Source organism: Staphylococcus sp. GDY8P131P, from assembly GCF_017891975.1.
Taxonomy (GTDB): Bacteria; Bacillota; Bacilli; order Staphylococcales; family Staphylococcaceae; genus Staphylococcus; species Staphylococcus nepalensis.
In genome coordinates, this window is sequence record NZ_JAESKF010000006.1 from 304733 (window position 1) to 328309 (window position 23577).

The 23577-nt window shown below is 35.2% G+C and carries 24 protein-coding genes and 1 other annotated feature; of the genes, 2 read left to right on the top strand and 22 right to left on the bottom strand.

Annotated features, from left to right (window positions below; translation table 11 throughout):
- From rplL to KA894_RS07140, 20 genes are all read right to left on the bottom strand, one after another.
- On the bottom strand, positions 1–369 hold the full coding sequence (rplL, locus tag KA894_RS07045) for a 50S ribosomal protein L7/L12 (RefSeq protein ID WP_096823951.1): 369 nt from the start codon (positions 367–369) through the stop codon (positions 1–3).
- Positions 370–412: 43 nt separating this feature from the next.
- Positions 413–922 (bottom strand): 50S ribosomal protein L10, encoded by a 510-nt coding sequence (rplJ, locus tag KA894_RS07050; protein WP_096810921.1) that lies wholly within the window; start codon positions 920–922, stop codon positions 413–415.
- Between the two features lie 77 nt (positions 923–999).
- Positions 1000–1147 (bottom strand) — a sequence feature (ribosomal protein L10 leader region).
- Positions 1148–1421: 274 nt separating this feature from the next.
- Positions 1422–2117 carry a 50S ribosomal protein L1 gene (gene rplA, locus KA894_RS07055; RefSeq protein WP_096810922.1) on the bottom strand — a complete coding sequence of 232 codons (696 nt, stop codon included), beginning with the start codon at positions 2115–2117 and terminating at the stop codon, positions 1422–1424.
- A 230-nt stretch (positions 2118–2347) separates the two neighbouring features.
- Positions 2348–2770, bottom strand: coding sequence for a 50S ribosomal protein L11 (rplK, locus tag KA894_RS07060; RefSeq protein WP_096810923.1), 423 nt, complete (start codon positions 2768–2770; stop codon positions 2348–2350).
- 397 nt (positions 2771–3167) lie between these two features.
- The gene (gene nusG, locus KA894_RS07065; RefSeq protein ID WP_019468574.1) at positions 3168–3716 is read right to left on the bottom strand and encodes a transcription termination/antitermination protein NusG; all 549 of its coding nucleotides are present in this window, start codon (positions 3714–3716) and stop codon (positions 3168–3170) included.
- Positions 3717–3730: 14 nt separating this feature from the next.
- Positions 3731–3910, bottom strand: coding sequence for a preprotein translocase subunit SecE (gene secE, locus KA894_RS07070; RefSeq protein WP_103372870.1), 180 nt, complete (start codon positions 3908–3910; stop codon positions 3731–3733).
- Positions 3911–4041: 131 nt separating this feature from the next.
- On the bottom strand, positions 4042–4185 hold the full coding sequence (gene rpmG, locus KA894_RS07075; protein WP_096810925.1) for a 50S ribosomal protein L33: 144 nt from the start codon (positions 4183–4185) through the stop codon (positions 4042–4044).
- Between the two features lie 137 nt (positions 4186–4322).
- A complete protein-coding gene (locus tag KA894_RS07080) occupies positions 4323–4889 on the bottom strand; it encodes a sigma-70 family RNA polymerase sigma factor (RefSeq protein ID WP_115342408.1) in 567 nt (188 codons plus the stop codon).
- A 72-nt stretch (positions 4890–4961) separates the two neighbouring features.
- Positions 4962–5486 (bottom strand): NYN domain-containing protein, encoded by a 525-nt coding sequence (locus KA894_RS07085; RefSeq protein WP_096810927.1) that lies wholly within the window; start codon positions 5484–5486, stop codon positions 4962–4964.
- Complete coding sequence (rlmB, locus tag KA894_RS07090; protein ID WP_210133857.1) at positions 5483–6232, bottom strand: 23S rRNA (guanosine(2251)-2'-O)-methyltransferase RlmB; 750 nt, start codon at positions 6230–6232, stop codon at positions 5483–5485. The genes KA894_RS07085 and rlmB overlap by 4 nt, the downstream gene beginning before the upstream one ends.
- 7 nt (positions 6233–6239) lie before the next feature.
- Complete coding sequence (locus KA894_RS07095) at positions 6240–6626, bottom strand: Mini-ribonuclease 3 (protein ID WP_096810929.1); 387 nt, start codon at positions 6624–6626, stop codon at positions 6240–6242.
- A gap of 1 nt (position 6627) precedes the next feature.
- Complete coding sequence (gene cysS, locus KA894_RS07100) at positions 6628–8028, bottom strand: cysteine--tRNA ligase (protein WP_096810930.1); 1401 nt, start codon at positions 8026–8028, stop codon at positions 6628–6630.
- Entirely contained in the window at positions 8012–8653 is a 642-nt protein-coding gene (gene cysE, locus KA894_RS07105) for a serine O-acetyltransferase (RefSeq protein WP_096811242.1), read from the bottom strand. The genes cysS and cysE overlap by 17 nt, the downstream gene beginning before the upstream one ends.
- Positions 8654–8993: 340 nt before the next feature.
- Positions 8994–10448 (bottom strand): glutamate--tRNA ligase, encoded by a 1455-nt coding sequence (gltX, locus tag KA894_RS07110; RefSeq protein WP_119487751.1) that lies wholly within the window; start codon positions 10446–10448, stop codon positions 8994–8996.
- A gap of 432 nt (positions 10449–10880) precedes the next feature.
- A complete protein-coding gene (locus KA894_RS07115) occupies positions 10881–11939 on the bottom strand; it encodes a PIN/TRAM domain-containing protein (RefSeq protein WP_103372873.1) in 1059 nt (352 codons plus the stop codon).
- A gap of 73 nt (positions 11940–12012) precedes the next feature.
- The gene (gene radA / locus KA894_RS07120) at positions 12013–13383 is read right to left on the bottom strand and encodes a DNA repair protein RadA (protein WP_096810933.1); all 1371 of its coding nucleotides are present in this window, start codon (positions 13381–13383) and stop codon (positions 12013–12015) included.
- A gap of 350 nt (positions 13384–13733) precedes the next feature.
- A complete protein-coding gene (locus tag KA894_RS07125) occupies positions 13734–16196 on the bottom strand; it encodes an ATP-dependent Clp protease ATP-binding subunit (RefSeq protein ID WP_096810934.1) in 2463 nt (820 codons plus the stop codon).
- An 11-nt stretch (positions 16197–16207) separates the two neighbouring features.
- On the bottom strand, positions 16208–17218 hold the full coding sequence (locus tag KA894_RS07130) for a protein arginine kinase (protein ID WP_170006919.1): 1011 nt from the start codon (positions 17216–17218) through the stop codon (positions 16208–16210).
- Positions 17211–17762: a UvrB/UvrC motif-containing protein gene (locus tag KA894_RS07135; RefSeq protein WP_096810936.1), complete on the bottom strand. Its 552-nt coding sequence runs from the start codon at positions 17760–17762 to the stop codon at positions 17211–17213. Before KA894_RS07135 ends, KA894_RS07130 begins: the two co-directional genes overlap by 8 nt.
- A 16-nt stretch (positions 17763–17778) precedes the next feature.
- A complete protein-coding gene (locus KA894_RS07140) occupies positions 17779–18240 on the bottom strand; it encodes a CtsR family transcriptional regulator (RefSeq protein ID WP_096810937.1) in 462 nt (153 codons plus the stop codon).
- A gap of 158 nt (positions 18241–18398) precedes the next feature.
- Between KA894_RS07140 and KA894_RS07145 the strand changes: the two genes are divergently transcribed.
- Positions 18399–19613 carry a NupC/NupG family nucleoside CNT transporter gene (locus tag KA894_RS07145; protein WP_096810938.1) on the top strand — a complete coding sequence of 405 codons (1215 nt, stop codon included), beginning with the start codon at positions 18399–18401 and terminating at the stop codon, positions 19611–19613.
- A gap of 70 nt (positions 19614–19683) precedes the next feature.
- Here KA894_RS07145 and pdxT read toward each other — a convergent pair whose 3' ends face one another.
- Positions 19684–20259, bottom strand: a complete 576-nt coding sequence (gene pdxT, locus KA894_RS07150; protein WP_096810939.1) for a pyridoxal 5'-phosphate synthase glutaminase subunit PdxT — start codon at positions 20257–20259, stop codon at positions 19684–19686.
- 1 nt (position 20260) lies between these two features.
- Positions 20261–21148, bottom strand: a complete 888-nt coding sequence (pdxS, locus tag KA894_RS07155; protein WP_103373378.1) for a pyridoxal 5'-phosphate synthase lyase subunit PdxS — start codon at positions 21146–21148, stop codon at positions 20261–20263.
- 97 nt (positions 21149–21245) lie between these two features.
- Between pdxS and pdxR the strand changes: the two genes are divergently transcribed.
- Positions 21246–22622: a MocR-like pyridoxine biosynthesis transcription factor PdxR gene (pdxR, locus tag KA894_RS07160; RefSeq protein WP_119487752.1), complete on the top strand. Its 1377-nt coding sequence runs from the start codon at positions 21246–21248 to the stop codon at positions 22620–22622.
- The last annotated feature ends 955 nt before the right edge of the window (positions 22623–23577 follow it).

Sequence of the window (23577 nt, forward strand, 5' to 3'; positions counted from 1 at the left end):
TTATTTTAATTCTACTGTAGCGCCAACTTCTTCTAATGTTTCTTTAAGTTTTTCAGCTTCTTCAGTTGGTAAGCCTTCTTTAATTACTTTAGGCGCTCCGTCAACTAATTCTTTAGCATCTTTCAATCCTAAGCCAGTAGCTTCTTTAACAGCTTTAACGACTTTGATTTTAGATGATCCAGCTGATGTTAATTCAACATCGAATTCTGTTTTTTCTTCAGCTTCGTCTCCGCCGCCTGCTGCACCTGCTGCTGCTACTGGAGCTGCTGCAGTTACACCAAATTCTTCTTCAATTGCTTTTACTAAGTCGTTTAATTCTAAAACTGACATTTCTTTAATTGCTTCAATGATTTGTTCTTGATTAGCCATTTTAATATTCCTCCATTAATTTTGATTAGTTAATTATGCGCAATTATTCAGCGCTTTCTTCGTTTTGTTCTTTATCTTCTCCAACAGCTTTAACCGCATAAGCGAAGTTGCGTACTGGAGCTTGTAATACTGATAAAAGCATAGAAACAAGACCGTCATGTGATGGTAATGTACCAACTGTGTTAACTTCTTCGCCTGAAATAACAGAACCTTCCATAACACCTACTTTAATTTCTAAAGCTTTATGTTCTTTTGCAAATCCTGCAAGTACTTTTGCTGGAGCAACAACATCTTCTGTTGAAGTAGCAACTGCAGTAGGACCTACTAAGTGTTCATTTAAACCTTCTAAACCAACTTGTTCAGCTGCACGACGAACCATAGTATTTTTTAATACTTTGAATTCCACGCCAGCTTCACGTAATTGTGAACGTAATTCAGTTACTTCAGCAACAGTTAGACCACGATAGTCAACGATTACAGTAGATACTGAATTTTTAAGTGACTCAGCAATTACATCAACTTGTTGTTTTTTAGCTTCGATGATAGCAGACATTTAGACACCTCCATAGTTTTTTTATTTGGTGCTTTTAATCTTGATTACAACCATTAATCACGACAACTAATAATTTTGTCTCAATAAAAAAAGCACTTTCTACCCACGGCAAAAAGTGCTTGAAAGATCTAAAAACCTTCACGTTCAAGTCAATTTTAGCCTCGGTAGGATCATTTTTAAGTTATCGCTAACTCCTACTGTCTTAGGTAAAATAATACATTAACCAATATAACTGGTTCAATGTGGTATGTCAATACATTTTTAAGGGGACAGGGTAGAAATCATTTCAAAATGATTTCGCCGTCCACCTCTGGCAAGTAGAACGAGAAAAAAGAGTACAAGTACTATGTTCTTTCATAAATGCTACTAACTCAACAGATTAAGCATTGGCACTTTAAAATCTTAATAAAGCACATTTTCTTTTTAGTCATCTATTGCCAATATAATATTCAACTCTGAAACATTATTTATATCTCAGTATTTTCATTTATATATAAGATTATAGTTTGAAACTAGAAGTATCAACTTTAACTCCAGGGCCCATTGTTGTCGTAACAGCAACAGATTTGAAGTAAGTACCTTTAGCTGAAGATGGTTTAGCTTTAGTTAACACATCTTGTAATGCTTTGAAGTTTTCAACAAGTTTGTCCGTATCAAATGATACTTTACCAATTGAAGCATGCACAATACCTGCTTTTTCAGCACGATATTCTACTTTACCTGCTTTGATTTCTTCAACTGCTTTTGTAACATCCATTGTTACAGTTCCAGTTTTAGGGTTTGGCATTAAACCTTTAGGTCCTAATACACGACCAAGTTTACCAACTTCGCCCATCATGTCTGGTGTAGCTACTACTACGTCAAAATCGAACCAACCTTGTTGGATTTTTTGAACATATTCACCTTCACCTACGAAATCAGCACCTGCTGCTTCTGCTTCAGCTGCTTTATCACCTTTTGCGAATACTAATACACGTTGTGATTTACCAGTACCGTTTGGTAGCACTACTGCACCACGGATTTGTTGATCATTTTTACGTGTATCAATTCCTAAACGGAACGCCACTTCAACTGATGCGTCAAAGTTTGCGATACTTGTTTCTTTAGCTAACTCAACTGCTTCTTCAACACTATAGTGTTTTTGGCGGTCAATTTTATTAGCTACTTCTTGAAATCTTTTACTTTTCTTAGCCATTTCATGTCCTCCTTTAGTGGTTTTAGCGGAATTTCCTCCCACATTTACTTGCTTTTGCAAGTTAAGAGCAGATAACAGAGAGGTTGCAAAATTGTATTTTATATCAGGAAACATTTCCTTAATAAACGACACGCTTCCTCTTATTACGACAATATTGAACGCTCTGATCCTGTTTGTCATTTCTGTCATCTGCTTCATCGTCAATCTATGTTTTTAGTTAATTTTTAAAATTATTGAACTGTGATACCCATACTACGTGCAGTACCTTCGATAATACGTACAGCTGCTTCTTCGTCTGCAGCATTTAAGTCTTGCATTTTTTGGTTTGCAATTTCACGTACTTGATCTTTAGTTACTGTAGCAATTTTGTTTTTGTTAGGTTCACCAGAACCTTTTTCAACGCCAGCTGCTTTTTTAAGTAGTACTGGAGCCGGTGGTGTTTTTGTAATAAATGTAAATGAACGATCTTCATAAACACTAATTTCTACCGGAATGATTAAACCTGCGTCTTCTTGTGTACGTGCATTGAATTCCTTACAGAATCCCATAATGTTCACACCTGCTTGACCTAATGCTGGGCCAACGGGTGGTGCTGGGTTCGCTTTACCTGCAGGAATTTGTAATTTAACAACTTTTTCTACTTTTTTAGCCACGATGTGCACCTCCTTGATATCGTGATGTGGTCACAGGACTGAGTTTTGTCCTCCCACTCTTCTACATTTCGTGACGAAATGAACGCTCTATGAGCGCGACCACAGTATTATAACATTGTCCTTATATATAAAGCAAGAGTAAAGCGTAACTTTTTATATAGCTCCCCTAATCATTTTAATGATAAGGGGGCTTAATGCATGAGCTCTAGCTCGGGCGTTCCTCTAATTACGTCATTAAAATGATTGGATAGCCTTAATGCATACAAAGTAACACTTCTTGCTTCAACAAGGTTAGTGTTACTTATACAAGTGCGAGCGCACTTGTATAGCTTTACTTTAACAAATCCTTGAAAAGAACTTTATCCGTTAATATATGCTTTTCGCTATATTTGTTTAGCTATAATTTTTCAATTTGATCAAATTCTACTTCAACCGGTGTTTCTCTACCAAACATGTCTACAAGAACTGTCAATTTGAATTTATCCGCTTCAATTTCTTGAACTTCACCCACTTGGTTTGCAAATGGACCAGATTTGATTTGAACTTGTTCACCTAAATCTAATTCAACATCAATTGTTTTTTCTTTCATGCCCATTTGTTTCAAGATGAAACGTGCTTCCTCAGGTAATAACGGATTAGGTTTTGATCCAGCACCTGCTGAGCCAACAAATCCTGTTACTCCTGGTGTATTTCTTACAATATACCATGATTCATCCGTCATTATTAATTCTACTAAAACGTAACCGGGGAACGTTTTTTTAGTTAATGTTTTGGCTTTACCATCTTTAACTTGTGTTTCTTCTTCTTCTGGTATAACCACTCTGAATATCAATTCAGTCATATTCATAGATTCTACACGTTTTTCTAAATTCTTTTTAACTTTGTTCTCGTAACCAGAATAAGTATGCACAGCATACCAACGCTTTGCGCCAACTTCTTCAGACATGTCGTCACTCCTATCTATTTAATTAACTCTATAATTCTACCAATTCCTAAATCTAAAACATAGAAGAACGCTAAGAAAAATACTACCGTTGCTACAACGATGACAGTATATTTAAACAATTCTTCTTTCGTTGGCCAACTTGTTTTTTCCATTTCTGACTTTACGCCTTGAAAGAAATTTTCTTTTTTAGCCATTAGCAATACCTCCGTATTAATTCGTTTTTTCCTCATTTGCTTATTCATACGACAAATTAAGCAAATACAATACTCACAACTTAAATTGGAAGGATATATTTACTCAATTGCTCCATCTAATATACCGATGATTATTTCGCTTCTTTATGCAATGTATGTGCGTTACATCTCGGACAATATTTTTTTAATGTCAATCTAGATGTAAGGTTACTTTGCTTGGGCACATTATAGTTTCTATTCCCACATGCTTCGCAACTTAACGGTACTTTTTTCATATAACTTCACCTTACTCATTATAATACCAATCTACTATACATAACATCGCTGTCTATTGTCAATCTTCCACCATTGCTTTCTATCAATCCATATAGTCACTATCGCACGCTAAATAACTTAGGTAGTAAAATGAAATTTATTTCAAAAAATGTCTCAACTTTATTTTACATCTATGTATTGTATTGTAAACTACTTTGACATCGACACATAAAATAGTCGCTATTTCACACGGTTTATAATCTTTCAAAACATATCTTATAATAGTTTGTTCGAGTTCTGTTAATTTATCAATGTTCTGGTGCAGCGTAGATACTATTTCTTTTCTTAAAACAATGCCATCTATCGTGTGTTGTTGTCTTAACATTTGCTCAGTTATTAAAAATTCATTTTCTAATAATTTTTGACGTTTTAAGTTTATTAATTTTTTTCGTATGTAATCATTTTTGGTGTTTTTAATAATACGATTTACATAATGCGCTAATGGTGTTTCTTTTGAAAAATCAAATTGGCTGAGTGCTTTGAATACTTTAAACAGTATTTCTTGTTGAAGATCTTCTTTATCGTTAGGGTGTATTGAGAAATGATTTAAACTTTTCCAAATATACGGCTGCATTTTATCTAACAACTCGATTAATGCATTCGCATCATCCAGTGTATTATTTAAAATAGTTGTAGATTCTGGTTGGCATATCCTTTGTAGCATATTTTAAATCCTTTCCTTAGATTAAGGATAGCATACAAAGTTCCTTACAAAAAAATCAAGGGGACAATCTCTTTATTTATGATTGTTCCCCCTCCTTATTTTTTCAAATTCTTCTAAAATTTCGTTAGACAGCTCGATTCGAGTCCTAGGCTTACGCTCATTAAAGCCGTCAAGCTTTTTCGATACTAAAATCTCGTTTTCCCTTAGGTCACGCCACATCTCTCTTGAAGATATACGATATGCACCTGCGCCAAATATAGCGTGTTGTTCACTCATGTCGCTCGTTACAACTGTAATGTGCCTCGTATGTTTGTCATATAAATCATACACATATTTTTCAATAAAACTATCTGCTGTTTCTTTTTCTTTAGTGAATATAATCTTTACACCATGATACATATACTCCGATCCTGTACCAGATTGCTCATAAGCATCAAACACACATACGACTTCATCAGCTATAACTGCATTGTAATTTGCAATAGCCGTCAATAACTGGTCTCGAGCTTCTTCTAAATTTTCTTGCGCTATTTGACTTAATTCTTGCGATTGGCCAATCATATTATAACCATCAATAATTAAGTAACGATCTTTCATGATTTATCTCCAATCTGGTTACGTTTACGATACACTTCGTACATCATTAGACTTGCTGCAACAGAAGCATTCAAACTATTTACATGGCCTACCATTGGAATATTAATATAAAAATCACATTTGTCTTTAATTAAACGACTCATGCCTTGGCCTTCACTTCCAATAATGATTGCCAAAGGCATGCCAGCGTCCATTTCACGGTAATCTGTTGCGTTTTCAGCTTCTGTGCCCACTACCCAATAGCCGTTGTCCTTTAATGTTTCAATCGTGTTCGCTAAATTTGTAACCCTCATCACCGGGACATGTTGTATTGCTCCTGTAGAAGCTTTTGCAACTGTTTGAGTCAGTGAAACCGAGCGTCTTTTAGGGATAATCACACCGTCAACGCCAGAGGCATCAGCAGTTCTCAAGATTGAACCTAAATTATGAGGATCTTCAAGTCCATCTAAAATTAAAACTGTAGATAGTTTTTCATTTTCTTTTTGCTGTGCCAGAAACGCATCGAAATCCGCATATTCGTACGGTGCAATATACGCAGCGACACCTTGGTGAGGGGTGTCAGACAATCCATCTAATTTAGATTTTGGCACTGATTGTACAATGATTTTATTACTATTTGCTTTTTTTAAAATTTCATTTATTTGTCTTTTTTTTACGGTGTCTTGAATTAAAATTTTATTAATTGTATGCCCAGAAACAATGGCTTCTTTTACGGCATGACGACCTACGATAACAAGTTCTTCCAAAGTCTCACTACCTTTCATCTATACTTTTCACAATATGTTCAAGCAATGTTGTTAAACGGCTTTGATCTTTTTCAAGATATAAAAAACCAATGATTGCTTCTAACCCTGAACTTTTTCGATACGTTTGTATGTCTGTATTTTTCGCCTTCGTATAACTCTTCGCATTTCTTCCACGGCGAACAATATCTAATTCTTCTTCGGTAAACCAGTTGCTTTCTAACAAGCATTCAAGCGATTGTGCCTGGCTTTTCGCAGACACGTAACGCTTGGCTTCTTGATGTAATCGATTAGGTTTAGCTTTTAATTTCAATATAATATACTCTCTCACAAATTGGTCTAAGACCGCGTCCCCCATATATGCCAAAGTCAATGGGTTTAACAATTTATTATCCATATTAGCCACGTTTAAATCTCACGCCTTGAGGTGTGTCTTCCAAAATAATATTTTGTGCTTTCAATTGATCGCGAATTTCATCTGCACGTGCAAAATCTTTATTTTTTCTTGCTGTGTTTCTTTCTTCGATTAAAGCTTCAACATCTTCGTCTAATAATTCGTCACTTGTTTCTGGTTTTAAAGGTACACCTAATACATCACTAAAAATTTGATATACTGTTTTAAATCGTTCAATCACTTCAGTTGACGTTGTATTTTCTAATACATATTTATTAGCTAATTTTGTCAAATCGTACCAAGCTGTAATGGCATTAGCTGTGTTAAAGTCGTCATTCATAACAGTTTCGAACTGTTCTAAAATCTGGTTGATTTCTTCTATATAATTATCTTGAGCTTCGATATTTGTGGCAATCGCTTCACGTTCCTCGATAGCTTGGTAACTATTACGGATACGTTCTAAACCACTTCTAGCAGCACTAACAAGTTCCATATTATAATTGATTGGGCTTCGATAATGTACACTAATCATGAAAAATCGTAATACATCTGGATCAATTTCTTTAATAATCTCGTGTACTAACACAAAGTTACCTAGGGATTTACTCATTTTTTCGTTGTCAATATTAATAAACCCGTTATGCATCCAATAGTTGGCGAATGGCGCATGGTTATGGGCTTCAGATTGGGCGATTTCATTTTCATGATGTGGAAATTGTAAATCAGTACCGCCAGCATGAATATCTATCGTCGCACCAAGTTCATGGTAAGCCATAACAGAGCATTCAATATGCCAACCTGGTCTACCTTTGCCAAATGGACTGTCCCAACTAATTTCATCAGGTTTTGCTTGTTTCCATAATGTGAAATCTAGCGCATCTTCTTTTTGCTCGCCTTGCTCAATGCGTGCACCTACTTTCAAATCATTAAGGGATTGATGACTGAGTTTACCGTAATCTTCAAATTTACGTGTTCTAAAATACACATCTCCACCACTTTGGTAGGCATAACCTTCTTCTACAAGTTCTCCTATAAACTTAATAATGTCATCCATATGATTCATTACTCTTGGGTTTGAAGTTGCTTTTTTCACATTCAAAGCGCCAACATCTTCGTAAAATGCATCGATATAACGATTAGCGATTGTGTTAACAGGTTCATTCAATTCTTTCGAGCGCTTAATCAATTTATCATCTACATCAGTGAAATTTGAAACATAATTTACTTCATAACCTTGGTATTCAAGGTACCTTCTCACAACATCATAGTTAATTGCTGGTCTGGCATTACCTATATGGATGTAATTATATACAGTTGGTCCGCAGACGTACATCTTAACCTTACCTGGTTCTATAGATTTAAACGTCTCTTTTTGACGCGTTAACGTGTTATATAATGTAATCATCTTGAATCTCTCCATTTCTTGTTTTCTCAAGTTGTTTCTCTAATTGTTTTAATTGTTCATAAATCGGATCTGGTAAATTACGATGGTCGAATGTCTTACCAATTCTTCTACCATCTTGTTTAACAATGTGTCCTGGTATACCAACGACTGTAGAATAGCTAGGCACCGAATTCAATACTACTGAATTCGCCCCGATGTTTACATTCGAATTAATTTTAATATTACCGAGTACTTTGGCGCCTGCTGCTATCAGTACATTATCACCTATATCAGGGTGACGTTTTCCTTTTTCTTTACCAGTACCACCTAAAGTAACGCCCTGATAAATTGTAACATTATCACCAATTCTGCATGTTTCTCCAATAACAACGCCCATGCCGTGGTCGATAAATAAACGTTTCCCAATTTGGGCGCCAGGATGAATTTCGATGCCAGTAAAAAAACGTGAAATTTGTGAAATTAATCTTGCTAATATATATCTTTTCTTTTTGTATAAAGCGTGTGCGATTAAATGACTCCATACTGCATGTACGCCCGCATATGAAGTGACTACCTCTAAAGTAGTACGTGCAGCTGGGTCTTGTTCAAACACCATATTTATATCGTCTTTTATTCTTTTTAATATTTTAAACAAGGTTGCGACCTCCTTATTAAAAAAGCACCTCTAACATTATTGTTAGAGGTGCTTTGCACGGTTCCACTCTTTTTTTAAAACAAGCTGCTTGTTCATTAAGTTAGCAATAATCTAACATGGTAAAACAACTTATATTAACTCATTAAAGTTATTCAGTTCATTATTCTAAAGGTGCATTCAACAATTTCCATGATGTGCTCGCAGCAACCGCACACTCTCTTGACACATTCCATTGTCTACTAATCCTTTAGTGTATTCAATTATAATCATAGGTGCTTGATTGTAATTTTTCAAGTATTATCTATTTGATACAATTTACTTATAATCAGCATTAAACGTATTTTTTTAAGCGATTCAATACTTTATCTTTACCTAATACTTCGATTGTATTTGGTAACTCTGGACCATGCATTTGTCCTGTCACAGCTACACGTATTGGCATAAATAATTGTTTGCCTTTAATACCTGTCTCTTTTTGAACTTCTTTAATTGTTTTTTTAATTTCTGCCACTTCAAAAGGTTCTAGTGCTTCTAATTTGCCATATAAATGGTTCATTAATTCTGGCACTTGTTCCCCATTGATGATTTCTTGCTCATCTGCTCCTAATGTTTGTTCATCACGGAAGAAAATTTCAGATAACGGAACAATTTCGCCAGCGTAACTCATTTCTTTTTGATAAAGAGCAATCAGTTTACGTCCCCATTCTTTATCTTCTTCAGATGGGTTTTCAGGTAATAAATTCGCTTTAACTAAGTGAGGAAAAGCAAGTTCAAAGACTGTTTCAGTGTCTTTTTGTTTCATATATTGGTTATTAATCCAAGCTAATTTTTGTTTGTCGAAGAATGCAGGTGATTTAGATAATCGTTTTTCATCAAAGATTTTAATGAATTCTTCTTTAGAATAAATTTCATCTTCACCTTCAGGGGACCAACCTAATAATGTAATAAAGTTAAATAACGCCTCAGGCAAATAACCCAAATCGCGATATTGCTCAATAAATTGTAGGATTTGGCCATCGCGTTTACTTAATTTTTTACGTTCTTCGTTTACGATTAGTGACATGTGTGCAAATCTTGGCGCTTCCCAACCAAACGTTTCGTAAATCATTAATTGTTTGGGTGTATTTGAAATATGGTCATCTCCACGAATAACATCTGAAATTTCCATCAAGTGGTCATCAATTGCTACTGCAAAATTATACGTTGGCACGCCGTCTTTTTTCACAATAACCCAATCACCCATATTATTTGAGTCAAATGAAATTTCACCTTTCACCATATCGTCAAATGCATATGTTGTATCTTTTGGCACTCGGAAACGAATCGAAGGTTGGCGTCCTTCTGCTTCAAATTGTTGGCGTTCGTCTTCTGTTAAATGTGCATGTTTACCACCGTAACGTGGCATTTCACCACGTGCAATTTGTTGTTCACGTTCTTCTTCTAATTCTTCTTCAGTCATATAGCATTTATACGCTTTATCTTCATCTAACAATTGTTGGATAAGTGGGTTATATATTTCAGCACGTTCTGACTGGCGATAAGGCCCATAACCTTTATCTTTATCTACAGACTCATCCCAATCAATACCTAACCATTTTAAGTTATCAAATTGTGAAGATTCTCCATCTTCTAAATTACGTTTACTATCCGTATCTTCTATACGAATTACAAAATCTCCATCATAATGTTTAGCAAATAAATAGTTAAATAATGCAGTTCTTGCATTACCAATATGCAAATAGCCTGTTGGGCTTGGGGCATATCTAACTCTTACACGATTACTCATTATGTTCACTCCTGTTTAATAATTTTTCACGATTTTAATCTTATATTTTCAGCTTAACTGCGCACACACATAAAAAGAATTCAACCTATGTTACTACACTTTTCAAATGTGCCTAACAATAAGTTAATATAAAAGCATTCAAAGCGTGTTGCTCATTTGCTTATTTATGATATCATAGCTCATCATTTTTTAAAGCATCACTATACTAAAAACAAACGTATGACGCCCATTGAATTTCAAGTTTATAATTCTAAGTACAGTAATACAATTTCGCTATCTATTGTAGCACTTTAAAGATGATTATGATATCACTGTGCTTAAATTAAAATGCTATCTGAACAATTTTTTGAAAATATTGCTCATAATGAAAAGGTTTCATGTGAAACTGTAACTTTTTTAGCTACAATATCAAATGAAACCCGCTTTTTAATTTCAGTATATTTTTTTAGCAAAAATAATGCGTCCGGATGAAGTTTGCAACAAACTTACTACTTCTAAATCAATATATTCACCGATATATTTTTTAGCGTTATCTACAACTACCATTGTACCGTCATCTAAATACCCTACTGCTTGACCAGCTTCTTTCCCCATCTTAGTCAACAACAAGTTAAATCGATCGCCTTGATGTACGGTTGGCTTAATTGCTTCTGATAAGTCGTTCACATTCAACACTTGAACACCTTGTATATGACAGACCTTATTTAGGTTGAAATCTGTAGTAATAATTTGTGCTCTATAATGCAATGCCAATTTAATTAACATTGCATCTATATCACTATGCGATTTTGTTGGATGTATAATGCGCGTAGGGTGCTTTCCATCATGCAAAGCATTGAGCATATCTAAGCCTCTTTGCCCTTTTTCTCTCTTTACACTATCGTTTGCGTCTGCAATTACTTGCAATTCATTAATTACCCCTTGTGGAATTAATATTTCACCATCTATAAAACCACATTTCAAAACATCTAAAATACGCCCATCAATAATGGCACTCGTATCTATGATTTTAGGCATTGCACTACGTGTATTCATTGACACAGATCGCGCCATATTTTCAGGTAAAAACAATAGCATTTCATCGCGTTTGCGTAGACCAAATTGAAACCCTAAATACCCCAAGATAATCGTGATAATAATAGGTACAAAATGATTTAAAACATTGTTACCAATAATTTGGAAAATAAATGATATCATAACTGAAATAAGTAACCCTATAATGAGTCCAATTGTGGCGAACAATATTTCAATTGCGCTTTGACGCATAATCATTTGTTCTAGTTCTTTCAATGCTAATGTTACTTTTTTAATAAACCAACCAAAGATTACAAATATCAGTACAATCCCTAGTAGCCCATTGAAATAATTATTTGTTAGTAGCGTGAAATGCCCCAAACCAGCATCTGTAATAATTTCTGGTATAAGATACACGCCTAAACTTGCACCTAATATAATATAGCACAAGATTACAATGAGTCTTATCATGTTCAAATGTTAACGCTCCTTTCACATGAAAGCTATTTTGACTATATAAGCCAGTTACATGTTGTATCATTAAGTGATATTAATGCTTAGTTAAAGCATATTTTAAAGCCTCATGTACATTTTTAACACCAATGACTTTAATACCGCTAGGGAATTCCCATCCACCAATATTGGATTCAGGAATAATAATACGTTTAAATCCTAGTTTTTCCGCTTCTTGTACGCGTTGTTCGATACGAGAGACGCGTCTTACTTCTCCCGTCAATCCAACTTCACCAATAAAGCAATCCAATCCGTCTACAGTTAAATCTTTAAAACTAGACGCCGTGGCAATAACAATACCTAAATCAACAGCAGGTTCTGTTAATCTGACGCCACCTGCTACTTTAATATAAGCATCTTGTTGTTGAAGCAAATAATTTTCTTTTTTCTCTAAGACAGCCATCAATAAACTTAATCGATTATGGTCTATGCCTGTAGCCATACGTCTTGGGTTGTTAAATGTGGTCGGTGTCACTAATGCTTGTACTTCTATGAGCAATGGTCTTGTGCCTTCCATTGTCGATACGATTGTTGACCCAGGAACATTAGTAGAACGCTCTTCCAAAAACATTTCTGAAGGGTTTTTCACGCCTTTCAATCCACTCTGCTTCATTTCAAAAATACCCATTTCATTTGTCGAACCAAAGCGATTTTTAACTGCTCTTAAAATACGGTAAGCATGATGCTCATCACCTTCAAAATAAAGTACTGTATCCACCATATGTTCTAATAAACGTGGACCTGCAATTTGCCCTTCTTTAGTTACATGACCAACAATAAAAGTTGGGATGTTTAATTGTTTAGCAATATTCATTAAGCTCTGTGTACTTTCTCTTACTTGAGATACTGAACCAGGCGCAGAGCTGATTTCAGGATGAAAAATAGTCTGTATAGAATCAACTACAAGTAAATCTGGTTTCAATTGTTTAACCGTTTCATGTATCACTTCTAAATCTGTTTCCGCAAACACATTTAAATTACTTGAATCCTCTTCTAATCTATCTGCTCTTAACTTAGTTTGATTTAACGACTCTTCACCTGTTATATATAAAACGCTTTTACTTTGTGATAAAGCAGCACAAATTTGTAGTAATAAGGTCGATTTACCAATACCTGGGTCGCCGCCAATTAATACAAGCGAACCGTTTACAATGCCACCGCCAAGTACTCGGTTAAATTCTGCTGAGTTGGTTTTAATACGTGGTGTCGTCTCATGTTTAATTTCATTTAGTTTTTGTACTTTCGCGCTATTTTCACGACTTCGAACCCCATGTTTTGGGCTTGTCGATTTTTGTTCTATAATTTCTTCCATTTGGTTCCAACCACCACAGTTGGGACATTTGCCCATCCATTTTGGTGATTGATAACCACACGCCATACATTCAAAAATCACTTTCTTTTTGGCCAAAACTGCACCTCCATCTTTATTGAACAAATCTATTTTATACCTCTGTCTAATTAAAAACAAACTTTATTTATATTCGATTCATTTCGATATTTATTGTTTCTTAGCCTTTAATTTTATATTATAGCATGCACTTCAATAGATTAATGTTAAAGTCTATTTTTTAAATTAACACTATTATATATTCAGTACTATTAATATGATATAGGTGATTAAAATTTTTGATTAACATACGATGATGTTTCGTTTATTAACATTTTAGTGATACTTTTTATAAAAGAAGCGCTCCCCAAGTTGCATTTGCATACTTGAGAAGCGCTATTCATACTTGATATCACTTTAATAACTCAATCTTATGAATCAGAAGTCTCTTTTTCTTTTTGATCTTCTGTTCTATCTTTAATATCGTATTTATATTCTTTACCGTCATAATCGATATAAACATTTTTACCTTCGATTTGGTTACCATCCAAGATTAACTCACTTAAGTTATCTTCGATTGTTTTTTGAATTTCGCGGATAAGTGGTCTAGCTCCGTATTCTGGATCATAACCTTCTTCTGCAATTCTTTCTTTCGCTGCATCAGAAACTACGATATCAATATCTTGTTCTGCTAAGCGATCTGTTAATTTATTCACCATCATAGTCACAATTTCTTTCAATTCATCTTTAGAAAGTTTGTGGAATACAATAATGTCATCAACACGGTTTAAGAATTCTGGGCGGAAAGCATTTTTCAATTCTTTCATCATTGTTTTACGAATTGATTCATAATCTTGTCCTTCAGATGCGCCGCCAAAACCTGCAAAGCGTTGATCTTGCAGTTCTTGAGCGCCAACGTTGGAAGTCATAATAATCACTGTATTGCGGAAATCTACTTGACGTCCTTTTGTATCTGTTAAGTGTCCATCATCAAGCACTTGTAACAAGATGTTAAATACATCAGGGTGTGCTTTTTCAATTTCATCGAATAGTATAACTGAATATGGTTTACGTCTAACTTTTTCAGTTAATTGTCCACCATCATCATGACCTACATAACCTGGAGGTGCCCCAACTAAACGGCTCACAGCGTGTTTTTCCATAAATTCACTCATATCTACGCGAATCATTGCATCATCTTCACCAAACATGGATTCTGCTAATGCACGTGCTAATTCTGTTTTACCTACACCTGTAGGGCCTAAGAAGATAAAGCTACCAATTGGACGTTTAGGATCTTTCAATCCTGCTCTAGCGCGTCTTACTGCTTTACTGATAGACGTAACTGCTTCTTTTTGGCCAATAACACGTTTGTGTAACGTGTCTTCCAAATTAAGTAGGCGGTCTGATTCTGTTTCATTAATTCTAGTTAATGGAATACCAGTCCAACCTGCAATAACTTCTCCAATATCTTCTTCAGACAATGATGTGCTTGCACCGTTTTGAGCGTTTTTCCAATTATTATTCGCTTCTTCATATTGTTTTTCTAATTTAGTTTGTTTATCACGTAAATTTGCTGCATTTTCAAATTCTTGTGCGTGTACAGCAGCATCTTTTTCATTTTTAACTTGTTCAATTTCTTGCTCTAATTCTTTCAAGTTAGGTGGCGTTGTATGACTTTTTAGTCTTACTTTAGAACTTGCTTCATCAATTAAATCAATTGCTTTGTCTGGTAAGAAACGGTCTGACACATAACGATGGCTTAATTTCGCAGCAGATTCTAAAGCTTCATCTGAAATATTAATGCGGTGATGCGCTTCATAACGGTCACGTAAGCCTTTCAAGATTTCAATTGTATCTTCGACTGTTGGCTCGTCCACTTGAACTGGTTGGAAACGACGTTCTAGTGCTGCATCTTTTTCAATGTTTTTACGATATTCATCCAGTGTAGTTGCACCAATACATTGTAGTTCGCCACGCGCTAACGCTGGTTTTAAAATATTAGATGCATCAATTGCGCCTTCTGCACCACCAGCACCAACTAAAGTGTGTAGCTCATCAATAAAGAGTACAACATTGCCTGCTTGGTGAATTTCTTCCATAACTTTTTTCAGACGTTCTTCGAATTCACCACGGTATTTCGTACCAGCTACTACTGTTCCCATGTCTAGAGACATCACGCGTTTACCTTTAAGTGTCTCTGGTACTTCGTTGTTAACGATTGCAAGTGCTAAGCCTTCTGCAATTGCTGTTTTACCTACGCCCGGTTCCCCAATTAAGACTGGGTTATTCTTAGTACGTCTACTTAATACTTCGATAACACGTGTGATTTCTTTATCTCTACCAATCACAGGGTCTAAAGTACCATCATTTGCAATAACTGTTAAATCGCGTGCAAGGCTATCTAATGTTGGTGTGTTATTAGATTTATTTGCTTGTGCGTTTTTATTGCTCATTTCAGGGCTACCTAAAGCTTTAACAACTTGCGCACGTGCTTTAGTAATATTTAAATCTAAATTAGCAAATACGCGTGCTGCAACGCCTTCATTTTCTCTAATTAGACCAAGCAAGATGTGTTCTGTTCCTACAAAATTATGATGTAGTTTTCTTGCTTCATCCATTGATAACTCAATCACTTTTTTAGCGCGTGGTGTGTAGTGTAAAGCACCCATTTGTTCTTGGCCGTGACCAATTAATTTTTCAACTTCTGTCACTACTTTTTCTTCAGTAATATCGAATGATTCTAATACTTTTGCTGCAATACCTTCTGGTTCTTTCATTAAACCTAAAAGTAAATGTTCTGTTCCAATATTTGAATGATTTAAGCGAATCGCTTCTTCTTGAGCATGTGCCAATACGCGTTGTGCACGTTCTGTCAGTCTACCAAATAACATAGCATGACCTCCTAATTTATATGTTCTCTTAATATATCTGCTCTTTTTTCATTAACTGCTCTATCATCTTCATCATCTAACAAGAATGGTGATTGAATTGCGACCATTAACTCATTAAATTTGAAGTCTTCTAAATCAATATAGCCTAAATCTATACCGAGTTTCACTTCACTTAATCTAAATGACGCTTCTTCCATAGATATTAGTCTACTATATTTTAATATTCCTAACGAACGATATACTCTATCTAATGTTTCAATTTCATTATGCTTACTGAGACGTTCGCGAATTTGCATTTCTTCGTTAATAATTTGTTGCACAACTTCAGTTAAACTTTCGATAATTTCTTCTTCTGTTTTACCAAGTGTAAGCTGATTAGAAATTTGATAAATATGACCATATACTTGAGAGCCTTCACCGTAGATACCTCTTATAGTAAATCCAAAGCGATTGATTGTTTGAGCGATTCTATTCATCCGCTTCATAATCGTTAGGCCAGGCAGATGTAGCATTACACTCGCTCTCATACCAGTCCCTATATTTGTCGGGCAAGTTGTTAAATAACCAAGTGTTTCATCAAAGCTAACATCTAGTTCACTATCGAGTGTATCATCTATAGAAGAAGCCTTATCATATAATGTTTGCAATGATAGGTCATTTCCCATAGCTTGAATGCGTATATGATCTTCTTCATTTACCATAACACTTAAAGATTCATCATCATTCAAAAGCACAGCTGAAGCAGGCTGCTTTATTAACTCTGGGCTTATAAGATGTTTCGCTACAAGTTTATACTTACTCTGTTGATCCAAAGTGTCTAATCTCTGTATAAACATATCAGGAAGCGCATCTTGTACCTCATTTATTACTCTATAACCATCTTGTTCTGAAGGAAACATCAAAGGATGAACATGATTTTCTAAATTTCTAGCTAATCGGAGCCTTGAGGACATCACAATTGGACTCTCTTCCTCATCTCTCATCCACTCACTAATATGAGTACTAATATCATTTTTACTCATCATGTTTCACCTCGCTGTCTTCTTTTAATGCTTTAATTTCATCTCTAACAATTGCAGCTTCTTCAAAATTTTGTTCTTCAATCAATTGATTTAAATAGTTTGTTTTTTCTTCTATTTGTTTTTTTAACGCTAACTTTCTGTGTGAAGAGCGTGGTGTTTTTCCAGTGTGTTCAATTTGACCACCTTGTACACGTCGTACAATATCAACAATGTCATCTTTAAATGTTGCATAGCAGTCTGCACAACCAAATTTACCGACATGTGCAATATCTTTTAACGTCATTTGACAAGTAGGACATCTTTTCTCTTCTTTAAAAGCTATTTCATCGAAATCAATACCATGTTTAGCTGCTAAATGCTGTAATATTTGCTTTACAACAAAGGCACCCTCAATATCATCTTGTGACTGCATTTGCTGATTTTGAGTCCAAGGATTACCTCCTTGTGCACATGTGGAACATACCCATCTTTCATGTATACCGTCTTGTCCTTTAACCGCTAACTTAACTTCCGCTTCATTTAAATGACAATTTTCGCACAGCACGACTAAACACCTCTCTTTAATAGTAATTTATCACATGTAATACGCGTTTAACTATATTAGCACGTATGATATCTCTTGATAATACATCCATTTTCAATGTTTCTCTATCAATGACCGCATAAATCATCTTCGCTTCCCGTTCGCTAAGATATTCTTTATCTAATAAGCCATCTATAATGTAATAGGCTTGTTGTTGTGAAATAGACGGTCCTATTAATTGAAGTAAATGGTTAATGTAACCTGTTTCGTCTTTATTTTCAATTTTAGTGATTCGAATGTAGCCGCCGCCACCTCTTTTACTTTCTATTTCATAGCCGTGTTCATTAGTGAATCGTGTTTTGATCACGTAATTTAATTGAGAAGGCACACAGTCAAAACGCTGTGCAATATTTGCACGCTGAATTTCAACAACATCTTCATTGGCGTCTTCAAATAATTTTTTAATGTATTGTTCTATGATGTCGGACATGTTATGCATGATTATCACCTCTTTTGACCTTCTTTGACTATATTATATGACCAACTTTGACCTTTTTCAACCAATATGTTTTAAAAATTTTCATTTTATGCATGTAAGAAATCTCCCATTTATTGTATTATAGGAGTTAAGAAAAAATTTAAAGGGATGAAATTATTATGCATATTATCATTGGTTTAATTGGGATTGCAGTTTTTCTTGCATTAGCTTTTCTCTTTAGCTCTGATAGAAAAAATATTCGTTGGCAATACATTGGCCTATTACTCGTCATACAACTTGTATTTGCGTTTATACTATTAAAAACAAAATTTGGTATTACTGTCATTGGTGCCATTTCAGACGGCTTTAACTATCTACTAGCTAAAGCTGCAGAAGGCGTCAACTTTGTTTTCGGTGGGTTTGAATTTGTGGATCCTAACAATCCACCATTCTTCTTCAATGTCTTATTACCAATTGTTTTTATTTCAGCACTAATTGGTATTTTACAATATACAAAAATATTACCGTTTATTATTAACTATTTAGGATTAGCTATTTCTAAAGTGAATGGGATGGGACGCTTAGAATCATATAATGCAGTAGCAGCAGCAATTTTAGGACAATCAGAAGTATTTATTTCGCTAAAAAAAGAATTAGCGCATATTCCTAGACAACGCCTTTATACATTAACTGCTTCAGCCATGTCTACTGTATCAGCTTCAATCATTGGCGCGTATTTCACATTAATTGAACCACGGTATGTTGTTACAGCAGTCGTTTTAAATTTATTCGGCGGTTTTATTATTGCTTCTATTATCAATCCATACAAAGTAGATGTTAATGAAGATAAATTAATCGTTGAAGACAGTGAAACAGAGAAACAATCTTTCTTTGAAATGTTAGGGGAATACATTTTAGATGGATTTAAAGTCGCTGTAATCGTAGGTGCAATGCTAATTGGTTACATAGCCATTATTGCTTTACTCAATGGAGTTGTCAGTGCTATTTTCACAGCAGCTTCAGGTGGAAGTATTACTTGGGACTTCCAAACTTTCATTGGTTTCATATTTGCACCATTAGCCTTCTTAATTGGTGTGCCATGGAGCGATGCCGTTCAAGCTGGCTCGATTATGGCAACAAAATTATTGTCAAATGAATTCGTTGCTATGCAAAGTTTAAAAGAAGTTAAAGACATGAGCGAACATGCTAAAGGCGTTATATCTGTATTTGTTGTCTCATTTGCTAACTTCAGCTCTATCGGAATCATTTCAGGCGCAATTAAATCACTTAACAACGAAAAAGGAGATATGGTAGCGCGTTTTGGGTTGAAACTTTTATTTGGTGCTACACTCGTTTCATTTATTTCTGCTGCAATCGCAGGTTTCTTCATCTAAATGAAATTAAGATAAAACAGGTCGATTCTTGTATATATACAAGAATCGACCTGTTTTTATTTGGTTTATTTTAAACTTTTTCACTTAGTGTTGTTTTCACAATATGATTAATGAAATATCGTGTTATACGGTAATCATCTGTTAACTCCGGATGAAATGAGACACCTAAATAGCGTCCTTCTTGGACTGCTACAATCTTTTCTCCGATTTTGCTTAAGATGGATACATTTCCATGCACTTCTGCTATATGTGGGGCTCTAATAAAGACGCCTTCTATATCAGCAGCAACATCTTTAACATCTAATTCACTTTCAAAACTATCTACCTGTCTACCGAAAGAATTTCTTTGGACTGAAATATCTAATTTGTTGAGATAGCCTTCTTCTCCAACGATATCTTTTGCCATGACAATGAGCCCCGCACACGTTCCAAACATAGGTAAATCAGATTGTTGTAATGCTTCTTTAAAACCATACAAATTCATTAGTCGGCGCAATGTCGTTGATTCGCCACCAGGTAGTATTAAACCATCAATATCTTTTAATTGTTCTACATGCTTAACAGCGATGCCTTCATGACCGCTTAGTTCAATATGTTTTAAATGCTCTCTTACAGCCCCTTGTAAGGCTAAGACACCTATTTTCATATTACCAACCACGCTCTTGCATACGTTCTTCTAAGGATAAGTCATTAATATCTAAACCTTTCATCGCAGTACCTAATTCTTTAGCTAAACGTCCAATTAATTCATAGTCTTGGTAGTGTGTTGTAGCTTGTACAATTGCTTTGGCAAATTTTTCAGGGTCTTCTGATTTAAAAATGCCTGAACCAACAAATACACCATCAGCCCCCAATTCCATCATTAAAGCTGCGTCTTGTGGGGTTGCAACACCGCCTGCAGCAAAGTTTACAACTGGTAACTTACCATTTTCTTTAATTGATTTTAACACATCATACGGCGCGCCAATATTTTTGGCTTCAGTCATAATTTCGTCGTCATTCATCACTGTGATGCGATTCACTTCAGCGTTTACTTGTCTAATATGTCTAACGGCTTCAACAATATTACCTGTACCTGGCTCGCCTTTTGTACGTAACATAGCAGCTCCTTCGCCTATACGACGTGAAGCTTCCCCTAAATTGCGACAACCACAAACAAATGGTACTGTAAAGGTATCTTTACGCAAGTGGAATTCTTCGTCTGCTGGTGTTAAAACTTCTGATTCGTCGATATAATCAACACCCATGGCTTCAAGCACACGTGCTTCTGTTATATGACCAATACGGCCTTTTGCCATTACTGGTATAGATACTGCATTCATCACTTCTTCTACAATTTTAGGATTTGCCATTCTAGCAACACCGCCTGCAGCTCTTATATCAGAAGGCACACGTTCTAATGCCATTACTGCAACTGCACCTGATTCTTCTGCAATTTTCGCTTGTTCTGCATTAACGACGTCCATAATAACACCGCCTTTTTGCATTTCAGCCATTCCTCTTTTAACTCTTTCTGATCCTGTAAATTTAGACATCTTATTTACCCCTTTACTTAGTTGATTAAATTCATTTTAAAAGATAAACTGGTATTTAAAAAGGTACACTTTCAAAATAATTTAGGAGGTCAGTTTATTGTCTAAAAATCATCTCTATGTCAATTTATATGAAACTTTGAAACAACAAATCATAGAAGGTCAATATAAATCTGAAGATAAGTTTCCATCTAAACGTGCGTTGGGACAACATTTATCAGTAAGTAACACTACGATTGAACATGCCTATCAACTTTTATTAGATGAAGGGTACATTTATTCTAAACCGAGGTCGGGTTATTTTGTTTCTGATATTGAAACGCTTCCTATCATTCCTACAAATATCAATCATGCACATCAGATATTTAGCTCAAACGAAAACTTCCATAATCCAAAACCAGATTACGATTTAGCGTTTAATATGTCTGAAATTGATACAGAATACTTCCCAATGAAACAATTTAGAAAATATGCTAAAGATGCTTTTGAAGATGATGAACTCGATCTTCTGCTACATGCAAGTTTCAAAGGGGAAATCTCATTAAGACAAGAAATTGCGCATTATTTATTTAATAGTCGTGGTGTTACTTGCCATCCTGAACAAATTATTATTGGTTCTTCGACTGAGCAACTTATCAATCTTTTAACAGATATTTTAAGTAACGGCAAATTTTTAATAGAAAACCCTAGTTATCCCCCTATTAAGCAAGTATTAGATAAAAAACAAATAACCTACCTTCAAGTCCCGGTCAGCCATACAGGGATAGAAATAGATTATTTCCAAAAATCAAATAATAATATTGCTTATGTCACACCTTCTCATCAATTTCCAACAGGTTATGTGATGAGCTTAAAAAAACGCACACAACTTATAAATTGGGCACAACAAAGTGAAGGTAGATATATCATTGAAGATGATTATGATTCAGAATTTCGATATTTTGGGAAACCTATTCCTGCCTTACAAAGTTTAGATACTAAAGACAAAGTTATTTATATCAGTACTTTCTCCAAATCACTGTTCCCAAGCTGTAGAATAGCTTATTTAGTATTGCCGAATAAATTATTATCAACTTATAATCAATTAAATAACAAGGAAGGTAATACAGTTCCTGCTCACACGCAAAAAATAGTAGCAAATTTTATGAAATCCGGTAGTTTTGAAAGACATTTAAATAAAATGAGAAATGTATATAGACATAAATTAACGACTATTTTAAATGCATTGATGCCATATCAATCTCAGTTAAAAATAGACGGTGCTTTAGCAGGTATGCACTTTACATTAACTGTAAAAAACAGTCTCACAATGAAACAATGTCTAGAGAACGCAAAAAAAAACAAATTAAAAATCATACCTTTTAGTCAATATGACAATAACCAAAATTCAGCAAAATTTATTTTAGGATTTGGTGGGATACCTATATCTCAATTAAAAGAACATACAGATGCGCTTATTAAATCTTTAATAGTATAAATTAGTATCATTTAAATAATAGATTAAAAATTCTTTCTTTTAAAATGTCACTTTTCTTTTTATGCAGTTAATGGAACTTATACATGAGCTGAGGGCTCATGTATTTCTCACTTGCACGCTTTCCTTACTCACTTATCACTTGTAAGCTCGTTTCGTCTTTCGCGTAGTTCGTCAGCTTCAAACGCTTTCTCATGACAATCGTTTTTCAGTGCTTCACACTGGTAGTTAAGCTCCTTTTGGGCAAAAAAAAAGAGACCTTTCGGTCTCGGCTCATCGCATCCTATATGCTTGCCTGGCAACGTCCTACTCTTGCGGAACGTAAGTTGGGCTACCATCGGCGCTAAGAAGCTTTCTTGCCATGAGGCAAGCGCTCGCATCTTTCCTCACTTGCACGCTTTCCTTACTCACTTACCACTTGTAAGCTCGTTTCGTCTTTCGCTTAGTTCGTCAGCTTCAAACGCTTTCTCATAACAATTGTTTTTCAGTGCTTCACACTGGTAGTTAAGTCCTTTTGGCAAAAAAAAAGAGACCTTTCGGTCTCGGCTCATCGCACCCTATATGTTTGCCTGGCAACGTCCTACTCTTGCGGAACGTAAGTTGGCTACCATCGGCGCTAAGAAGCTTTCTTGCCATGAGGCAAGCGCTCGCATCTTTCCTCACTTGCACGCTTTCCTTACTCACTTACCACTTGTAAGCTCGTTTCGTCTTTCGCTTAGTTCGTCAGCTTCAAACGCTTTCTCATAACAATTGTTTTTCAGTGCTTCACACTGGTAGTTAAGTCCTTTTGGCAAAAAAAAGAGACCTTTCGGTCTCGGCTCATCGCACCCTATATGTTTGCCTGGCAACGTCCAACTCTAGCCGAACGTAAGTTGGCAACAATCGGCGCTAAGAAGCTTTCTTGCCATGAGGCAAGCGCTCGCATCTTTCCTCACTTGCACGCTTTGCTTACTCACTT

Bases quoted from the DNA above. Each gene is read 5' to 3' on its own strand.
- pdxT (WP_096810939.1), bottom strand. From the start codon at position 20,259: ATGAAAATAGGTGTCTTAGCCTTACAAGGGGCTGTAAGAGAGCATTTA.
- pdxS (WP_103373378.1), bottom strand. From the start codon at position 21,148: ATGTCTAAATTTACAGGATCAGAAAGAGTTAAAAGAGGAATGGCTGAA.
- KA894_RS07130 (WP_170006919.1), bottom strand. From the start codon at position 17,218: ATGAGTAAAAATGATATTAGTACTCATATTAGTGAGTGGATGAGAGAT.
- KA894_RS07085 (WP_096810927.1), bottom strand. From the start codon at position 5,486: ATGAAAGATCGTTACTTAATTATTGATGGTTATAATATGATTGGCCAA.
- rpmG (WP_096810925.1), bottom strand. From the start codon at position 4,185: ATGAAAAAAGTACCGTTAAGTTGCGAAGCATGTGGGAATAGAAACTAT.
- KA894_RS07125 (WP_096810934.1), bottom strand. From the start codon at position 16,196: ATGTTATTTGGTAGACTGACAGAACGTGCACAACGCGTATTGGCACAT.
- KA894_RS07145 (WP_096810938.1), top strand. From the start codon at position 18,399: ATGCATATTATCATTGGTTTAATTGGGATTGCAGTTTTTCTTGCATTA.
- gltX (WP_119487751.1), bottom strand. From the start codon at position 10,448: ATGAGTAATCGTGTAAGAGTTAGATATGCCCCAAGCCCAACAGGCTAT.
- rplA (WP_096810922.1), bottom strand. From the start codon at position 2,117: ATGGCTAAGAAAAGTAAAAGATTTCAAGAAGTAGCTAATAAAATTGAC.
- cysS (WP_096810930.1), bottom strand. From the start codon at position 8,028: ATGATTACATTATATAACACGTTAACGCGTCAAAAAGAGACGTTTAAA.
- KA894_RS07140 (WP_096810937.1), bottom strand. From the start codon at position 18,240: ATGCATAACATGTCCGACATCATAGAACAATACATTAAAAAATTATTT.
- nusG (WP_019468574.1), bottom strand. From the start codon at position 3,716: ATGTCTGAAGAAGTTGGCGCAAAGCGTTGGTATGCTGTGCATACTTAT.
- secE (WP_103372870.1), bottom strand. From the start codon at position 3,910: ATGGCTAAAAAAGAAAATTTCTTTCAAGGCGTAAAGTCAGAAATGGAA.
- rplJ (WP_096810921.1), bottom strand. From the start codon at position 922: ATGTCTGCTATCATCGAAGCTAAAAAACAACAAGTTGATGTAATTGCT.
- KA894_RS07080 (WP_115342408.1), bottom strand. From the start codon at position 4,889: ATGCTACAAAGGATATGCCAACCAGAATCTACAACTATTTTAAATAAT.
- rplL (WP_096823951.1), bottom strand. From the start codon at position 369: ATGGCTAATCAAGAACAAATCATTGAAGCAATTAAAGAAATGTCAGTT.
- KA894_RS07095 (WP_096810929.1), bottom strand. From the start codon at position 6,626: ATGGATAATAAATTGTTAAACCCATTGACTTTGGCATATATGGGGGAC.